The 7,326-nt window shown below is 70.1% G+C and carries 6 protein-coding genes; 2 read left to right on the forward strand and 4 right to left on the reverse strand.

From position 1 onward, the window contains the following. The 3 genes from D6718_06910 to D6718_06920 form a co-directional block, all read right to left on the reverse strand. Nucleotides 1-261, reverse strand: a 261-nt coding sequence (locus D6718_06910; GenBank protein ID RMG45649.1) for an FRG domain-containing protein, incomplete at its 3' end; no start/stop codon positions are given. 78 nt (nt 262-339) lie between these two features. Beyond that, on the reverse strand, nt 340-1,002 hold the full coding sequence (locus D6718_06915; GenBank protein ID RMG45650.1) for a nitroreductase family protein: 663 nt from the start codon (nt 1,000-1,002) through the stop codon (nt 340-342). Between the two features lie 45 nt (nt 1,003-1,047). Next, complete coding sequence (locus D6718_06920) at nt 1,048-2,319, reverse strand: metallopeptidase family protein (protein ID RMG45651.1); 1,272 nt, start codon at nt 2,317-2,319, stop codon at nt 1,048-1,050. On the opposite strand from D6718_06920, the gene D6718_06925 reads away from it, so the two are divergent. Then, on the forward strand, nt 2,206-4,188 hold the full coding sequence (locus D6718_06925; GenBank protein RMG45652.1) for a hypothetical protein: 1,983 nt from the start codon (nt 2,206-2,208) through the stop codon (nt 4,186-4,188). The two genes, D6718_06920 and D6718_06925, sit on opposite strands and share 114 nt — an antisense overlap. Nucleotides 4,189-4,455: 267 nt before the next feature. Here D6718_06925 and D6718_06930 read toward each other — a convergent pair whose 3' ends face one another. Then, the gene (locus D6718_06930) at nt 4,456-6,582 is read right to left on the reverse strand and encodes a CRTAC1 family protein (protein RMG45653.1); all 2,127 of its coding nucleotides are present in this window, start codon (nt 6,580-6,582) and stop codon (nt 4,456-4,458) included. Here D6718_06930 and D6718_06935 point away from each other — a divergent pair. Continuing rightward, nucleotides 6,581-7,326 (forward strand): hypothetical protein (locus D6718_06935; protein RMG45654.1); only part of this gene is annotated, 746 nt, incomplete at its 3' end. The two genes, D6718_06930 and D6718_06935, sit on opposite strands and share 2 nt — an antisense overlap.

Raw genomic sequence — 7,326 nt, forward strand, 5'->3', positions numbered from 1 at the left:
GGCGACCGCCAGCCAGTTCCAGATCGAGTCGCGCTCCACCACGTCGCGATGCGCGTACTTGCGGAAGTTCCGCAAGAGGTGGCGTTCCACGCCGACGGCCCTGCTGGCGAGCCGCATGAGCGTCGTCTCCAGCCGGTAGGAGGCGTCCGACAGGCCTCGAAACGCGTACGGAGACCGGAAGCGCTGCAAGGACGGCTGCCAGGAACCTTCGAACAGCACTTCCAGGAGTTCGCTCCAGCTCCCGGGTCGGACTTCGTTCATCTCGCAGCCTCGCCCGCCGCGGGACCGCCGCCGGGGCCTCACCCGGGACGGCCCCCGGGATCCGCGGCCATTATCGCCTCAGAGGAAGGTGGCGATCTCCTCGAGGCTCTTCCGGCGAATCGCGGGAACCTTCGCGCCCGGAGCCGGGTATCCGACGACGAGGAGGAGAAACGGGCGTTCGTTGTCCGGCCGCCCGGTGATCTCGTTGAGAAAGCCCATCGGGCTCGGGGTATGGGTCAGGGTCGCGAGGCCCGCATGGTGGAGCGCGGCGATCAGGAACCCCGTCGCCAGACCGACCGATTCGACCGCGTAGTAGGCTTTCCGCGTTCCGTCCCCGGTCTTCCGAAAGCGTTCGTAAAAGACCGCGATCAGCCACGGAGCCGTCTCGAGGAACGGCTTGTCCGGCGTCGTGCCGAGGGGCGCCAGGTCGCGCAACCAGGACTCGCTCGCACGCCGCTCGTAAAAGGCGCGCTCCTCTTTCTCCGCCGCCTCGCGGATCCGGCGTTTCACTTCGGGGTCGGAAATGGCCACGAAGTGCCATGGCTGGAGATTCGCACCGCTCGGCGCGGCGCCGGCGGCGCGGAGGCAATCTTCGATGATCTCGCGGGGGACGGGCCGGGAGTCGAACTCTCGCACCGTCCGGCGGCGGCCGATTTCCTCGGCGAATTCCCGCGCGCGCCGCCTCATCTCGGCCAGTGGTCGTTCGAGGAATTCGAGCGGCACGAAACGGGGAGCGTCCATCGCGTCCCTCCACGGTGCGTCCCGAGCGGCGCGACCGTTCGGTCCTCACTCCAGACCGCGCTGCGCCAGGTCCTCCTCGTCCCAGCCGAGGTGGTGTCCGATCTCGTGCAGCAGCGTCAGCCGCAACTCCTCGCGGAGGCGGTCGGTGAACGCCGCCATTCGCTCGATGTTGCGTTTGAAAATCCGGATCCGGCCCGGCAGCGTCCCGCCATTGGCGACGCTTTGCTGGGGGCGGGGGACGCCCTCGTACAGCCCGAGCAGCAACGGGTCGGTGTCCGGACCGGCGTCGCTCGCCGGGTCGGGAGCGGGGACGATCTCGATGACGACGTTGTCGAGCGCTTCTCGAACCGTCTCGGGAAGAGTCTCCAGAACCTCCTCGAGGAACTCGCGGGCCTCGTCGTCCGACATGCGGACCGGTTCGCGAAAGCTCTCCGGGTCCAAGCGGGCCGCCTCGGCGTAAAGGGCGTCGGCCCGCTCGACGTCACCGGCGAGATCGGCGAGGATCGCGCGTTCGTAGAGGGCCGCTGCGCGGATCTCGGGATCGCCGACGCAGCCGCCGAGCGCCGCCTCGGCTTCGGGTAGCTCCCATCGCAGAAGATGCAGCCTGGCTCGAAGAAGAGCGGCCTCGGCGCGGGCCTCGGGCGTCTCGGCAGCCTCGTCGAGACGGGCGAAGGCCTCTTCGTCGCGCCGGGCGTCGATCGCAGCTTCCGCCAGGAGCAACAGCGCCTCGGCACGGAGCGATGCGTCGCCCGAGCCGCGCTCGATCAGATCGAGCGCCTCCCGCGCCGCCTCTTCCGCGCGGGCGTCGTCCCCCTCGTCTCGGGCTTCCGCGGCCCGGTCGAGCAACGACTCGATCCGATCCCTTTCGCCGCTCATCGCTCCTCGCCGCCGGCGGCCGGGAACCCGGCGCGCCTCCTCACGATACCGGCGGCGGCGGGCCGGAGAAAGTCCGCCGGTCGGCGCCCGGGCGGCGGCACCGTTCCGCTGCGCGACACGCGGTTTCGAAACGGTCGCCGCGCCCGGACGCGGCCGGTCACCCTGGCCGAGCTTCGGACACGCCCGCCGGCTTCTCCGGGGAGTCCGCTCGGCAACAGCTTTATTTACAACGACTTGGCGGCAGGCACGGTCCTTGCCTGAAAGCGGGTGCCGCCCCGCCCCTCGCGGGACCGGGGGCGGCGCACCGCGCCACGAGGAGCCGCGCCCATGAAACGCTATCTGGTCACACTCGCCACCGTGCTCGCGATCGCGCTCGGCGCCCCCCAGGCGGCGCGGGCGACGAGCCTCTCGCCGGACCTGTTGGCCTGGCTGGACGAACATCAGGATCTCGATGCTCGCGCCACGGTCGTGGTGCAGCTCACCGAGCCGCTGAGCGACCGCGATCGGGCCTACCTGCTCGAAGAGGCCTCCGTCGTTCAGGAGTTTCCCCGCCTCGGTATGCTCGCGGCCGAGCTGCCGGCGCGCGAGCTGCCGCGTTGGGCGGCCCACCCGAAGGTGCGGGCGATCAGCCTCGATCGCACGGTCAAGGCGATGGGCCCGAGCTTCCTCCAGCGTGTGACCGGTGCCGAGGCGGCCAAGCGCGATTTCGACACGGACGGCGAGGGTGTGGCGGTGGCGGTCCTGGACTCCGGGATCGACGCGGACCACCCGGATCTCGACGTGGTCGGCGGGACGTCGCTGGTTCCCGGCGGCGATCCCTTCAGCGACCCGTTCGGCCACGGCACGCACGTGGCCAGCCTCGCCACGGGCAAGACACACGACGCCGAGGAGGTCGGCCTACGGGCCAACGGCACCGCGCACAAGGCCAAGGCGGTCAGCGTCCAGGTTCTCGACGGCGACGGGCAGGGGCAGCTCTCCTGGGTTCTCGGAGGTGTCGACTGGGTGCTCCAGAACGCCCAGACCTATGGCATTCGCGTGGTGAACATGAGCTTCGGCGCGCCCGCGGTCGAGAGCTTCGAGAGCGATCCGCTCGTCCAGGCGACGCGCGCGCTGCACGATGCCGGGATCGTCGTGGTCGCTTCCGCCGGGAACCTCGGCGACGACGGCCAGGGAAGCGCGCTCTACGGAACGATCACCACCCCGGGAATCTCCCCGTGGGCGATCACCGTCGGTGCCGCCGACGATCGCGGGACCGTCACGCGTTCCGACGACACGGTCGCCTTCTTCTCGTCGCGCGGTCCGACCCGTGGTTATGACGCAGCGACGGACTCCTACGACAACCTCGTCAAGCCAGACCTCGTCGCCCCGGGATACCGGGTTCTCGGCGCCGAGGCGCACGGCGCGAAGATCGCCGCCGAGCATCCGTCCCTCACGGTTCACGGTGGCCTCGGCGCCGACTACATGGTGATGAGCGGGACGTCGATGGCGGCCGCCGTCGTGTCCGGGATCGTAGCGCAGATGATCGATGCCAACCCGTCGCTCACGCCCGACCTGGTCAAGCTCTCGTTGATGTACTCGGCGCAGACGCTACCGGGCCACTCGGTCTTCGAGCAGGGAGCCGGCCTCGTCAACGCTCACGGCGCGGTGGCGCTGGCCGTGGCCCTGCGCGGCAAGCCGATGACCTCTTCCCAGCCCGGAACGGTGCTCCTGAACCCCTCCGAGATGCCGGCGCCGCTGTCGACGATCGAGGGCGAGCCCGTGGCCTGGTCGCAGGGCTACGTGCTCGTCCGCGACGCCGCCACCTCGCAGCTCGTCCAGGCGGGCGGGATCATCTTCAGCGAGGGGATCATCTTCGGCGAGGGGATCATGTTCGCCGAGGGAATCGTGTTCGGCGAGGGGATCATCTTCAGCGAAGGAATCCTCTTCGGCGAAGGGATCATCTTCTGCGACCGGAGCGACTTCGGAGCAGCGGGGTTGCTGTTCGCCGAGGGGACCGGCTATCCGCTCACGCCGGACGGCTACGTCGACGCCTCCAGCGTGATCTTCGCCGAGGCCGCGCGGATCGGCCGGGGCGACCTGCTCACCTCGGAGTCGGTGATCTTCGCCGAGGGTGTCCTGTTCGCCGAGGGGATCGTGTTCACCGAGGATCAGTTCGACCTCGGCGGAAGCACCGGGCTGACCTTCGCCGGGCCGGACTCGCTGAACCAGTCGATCATCTTCACCGAAGGGATCTTGGCCTCCTCCGACATGCTTGCGCAGCTCGCGAGCCAATCGAGTCCCGTCCTGGCCGGTGCGGCCGACGCACCGTAACGGTTCGCGGGCCCCCTCCGACCTCCTCTCCTCTGCTGGATCGCCCGCTGGACGCGGGCGATCCGTTTTTTTGCGGTTCTTTCGCGCGATGAAAGCCGGCCGCCGCAGCGCCGGTCCGGGCCCCCCGCCCCGGCGAATCGCGCGCTGCTCGGCGTCCGCCGGGCTCCGGCGAGGCGCGCGGCTCCGCTTCCGGCCGGCACCGGAGCGGCGGGCACGCCCTTCGCGCGGGAGAGCCCGCCGGCCGGGGATGAACAGGAGCGCCGAGCCTCAGTGTCGGATGGCGATGACCACGGTCCGCGCGGCGTCGTCCCGCGTTACGTCGATCGTCACGTCGTCGGCGACGCGGTAGAACAGCGCCCGCGCGTCGTCGAGCACAGGCTCCGGATCGCGATGGGGGTAGAGCGCGACTTGCGGTTCGTAGACTCCGAGCGCGGCGGGATCGGTCCCGCGGAGGAGATCGGCGCCGTCGCTGTAGACGACGGCCAGCCCATCCGCCGGCACGTCGCTGAAGCTCGACACCGGAGCGCCGGCGGCGGGCCACCGCACCTCGAGGCGTGACACGCGGTCGGCAGGGCCGAGGCCGAAGTGCTGAACCATCCAATCCTGGCTCGACTGGTACCCCTCTCCGCCGGAGACCTCGCGAAGCATCCTCGTCTCCGCCGTCCCGTCTCCGTCGAGATCGACATGAGCCGTCAGCCGAGCCCCGAGAGCGGCGCGGTTGACGCCCGACTGGCCGACGAGGCGAACCTCGAGCCAGTGCCCGGCGCCTTCAGTCTCGTTGCGGAACAGCACGATGTACGACGGCTGCGGCCAGGTGTCCCGGTTCGCCGGGTCCTTTCCGTCGCATTCCGGCGGCACCGGTGGCGTGTCGCACTGATAGAAGATGGGGCTTCCGGAGGTCAGCAGGTCGAGGTCGCCGTCACGGTCGTAATCGGCCCACACGGCGGTCCACGAGTACCAGCGCTTCAGGCAGGTGGGGCCGACGCTCACGTTGATCGGATCGGGTTCGGCGGGGCAATCGCCGTTCCCGGGATCCGACACGTCGACGAAGTCGGGGACGCCGTTGCCGTCGCCGTCGCCGTCGTTCCGGTAGAGCTGCGACCAGTGCTTCCGGAACGGATAGAAATCGGTCACGTAGATGTCGAGATCGCCATCGTTGTCGATATCGGCCCACCCGGCCGAGGCCTCCTCCCAGTCGTTCTCGGGGTCGAACGCGGGTGTGAACGGACGCATCCCGGACTGGTCGCGCACATCGATGAACGACACCCCGGCATTCTCGCTTCGCCAGAGGTAGGAGATGTCGTGCCCGTCGGCGAACGATCCCCACCAGTGCGCGAGGTTGGCCGCATAGCAGTCGAGATCTCCGTCGTTGTCCATGTCGCCCCAGTCGGCGCCGAGCGTGTGACCGCACACGCCGTCGCCGCAGTGCCCGTCGATGCCGGCCGTTCGCGCGACGTTGGAGAAGTGCCCGCTGCCGTCGTTTTCGAGCAACATGTTCTCGTCGAGGCGGTAGTCCGACACGAAGATGTCGGCGTCGCCGTCGTTGTCGTAGTCGACGGTGTTCAGCCCCCTGGCGCACAGGCCCGACTTGCACCATCCCCCGAACGGAGCGCAGTCCGAGTCGTCGGTGCAGGTTCCGCCGCCGCCCAGGCACTGTCCGGCGCCGCCGTTGACCAGCCCCCGCTCCGCGGCGTCGAGCCCCCAGTTCACCGTCACGTCTTCGAACCGTCCTGACCCCAGGTTGTGCCACATCGTGTTGATCTGACAGTCGCCGCAGACCGACGAGGTGCAGTGCCGCTCGTAGGAACCGACGTACACGTCGACCAGGCCATCGGCGTCGAAGTCGCCCCAGGTGATCGCGATCGACTGCTTGCCGTCGACCATGTCCGCGGTCCCGTCGCCGTCGAAGTCGGTCCCCTCGACGAAGGTGTAGCCGGCTGCCGGTCCTTGGTTGATCCACAGGTGGTCGTTGTCCCCGCCGGAGGGGCAATAGATGTCGAGGTCGCCGTCGTTGTCGATGTCGGCCCAGACGCCGTGGGCTCCGGACAGGCCGGCGGGGACCAGCTCGAAGCGGAAATCGGGTGGACCGAGATTCTTGTAGAGCTTGCTGCAGCCGACCAGGAAGTCGGGATAGCCGTCGTTGTTGTAGTCGCCCCAGGCCATCGTCCGGCCCGGTGTCTGCGCGCCGATTCCGGCGTCGGCGGTGACGTCCCGGAAAAGCACCTGCGCCCGCACCGCCGGCACGGCAAGCAGCGCGGCGGCCGCGAGCACCGCGAGTCGTTGCCTCATGGCCCCTCCTTCCCGGCCTCCTCGAGGGCCCGTCCTTCTTCGTATACGCCGATCGGGGGCTTCCCGCGATCGGCCGGCGAGCGGAGCGCGGTAACCTACGGGCATGGACGGCACGTCGCCCGGCGGCGGTTCTCCGACGGCCTCCCCCCGGCCGGAGTGTGCCGCGAGGACGTCCGCCGGCCTGTCCCCGTTCGCTCCGGAACACACCCTCGTCGTGTGGAACCGAACGGCAGGGCGCGGACCCCGCCGCCGCGCGGGGATCGAGCTCGCCCGTGGACTCGCACGGCGAGGGTACACGGTCCGCGATGCGCCGGCCGATGGTGACCGCCCGGGCGCGGTGATCGCGATCGGAGGGGACGGCACGCTCCTGCGGATCGTGGGGGCGGTGCCGCCGGAGGTGCCGCTCGCCCTCTTCCCCGCGGGCACCGTGAACCTGCTCGCGCGCACGCTGGGCCTGCCGCGAACCCCCAGCGAGTTCCTCGAGCTGCTCGAGCGCCCGACGCTCGCTCCCGTCCGCCTCGGGCGTGCAGACGGCCGTCCCTTCGCCAGCGTCGCTTCGGTCGGATTCGACGCGGAGGTGGTCGCGGCGGTGCCGGAGCGGCTCAAGCGCGCGCTGGGCCCCGCGGCCTTCGTCCTCCAGGCGTTGCGCGAGGTGGCCCGGCGCGGCGTGCCGGCGCTCGAGGTACGGTCCGACGGCGAGCTCGTCGAAGGCGCGTGGTGCGGCCTGATCGCCGGGCGGGGTCCATTCTTCGCCGGACCGTTCGAAGCGCTGCCCGGAGTCCATCCATCCGATGGCGAACTCACCGCGCTGCTGCTCGGCGGGAGGCGCCGGGTGGATCTCCTGCGCCA

The sequence above is a fragment of the Acidobacteriota bacterium genome (assembly GCA_003696075.1).
Classification (GTDB): Bacteria; Acidobacteriota; Polarisedimenticolia; order J045; family J045; genus J045.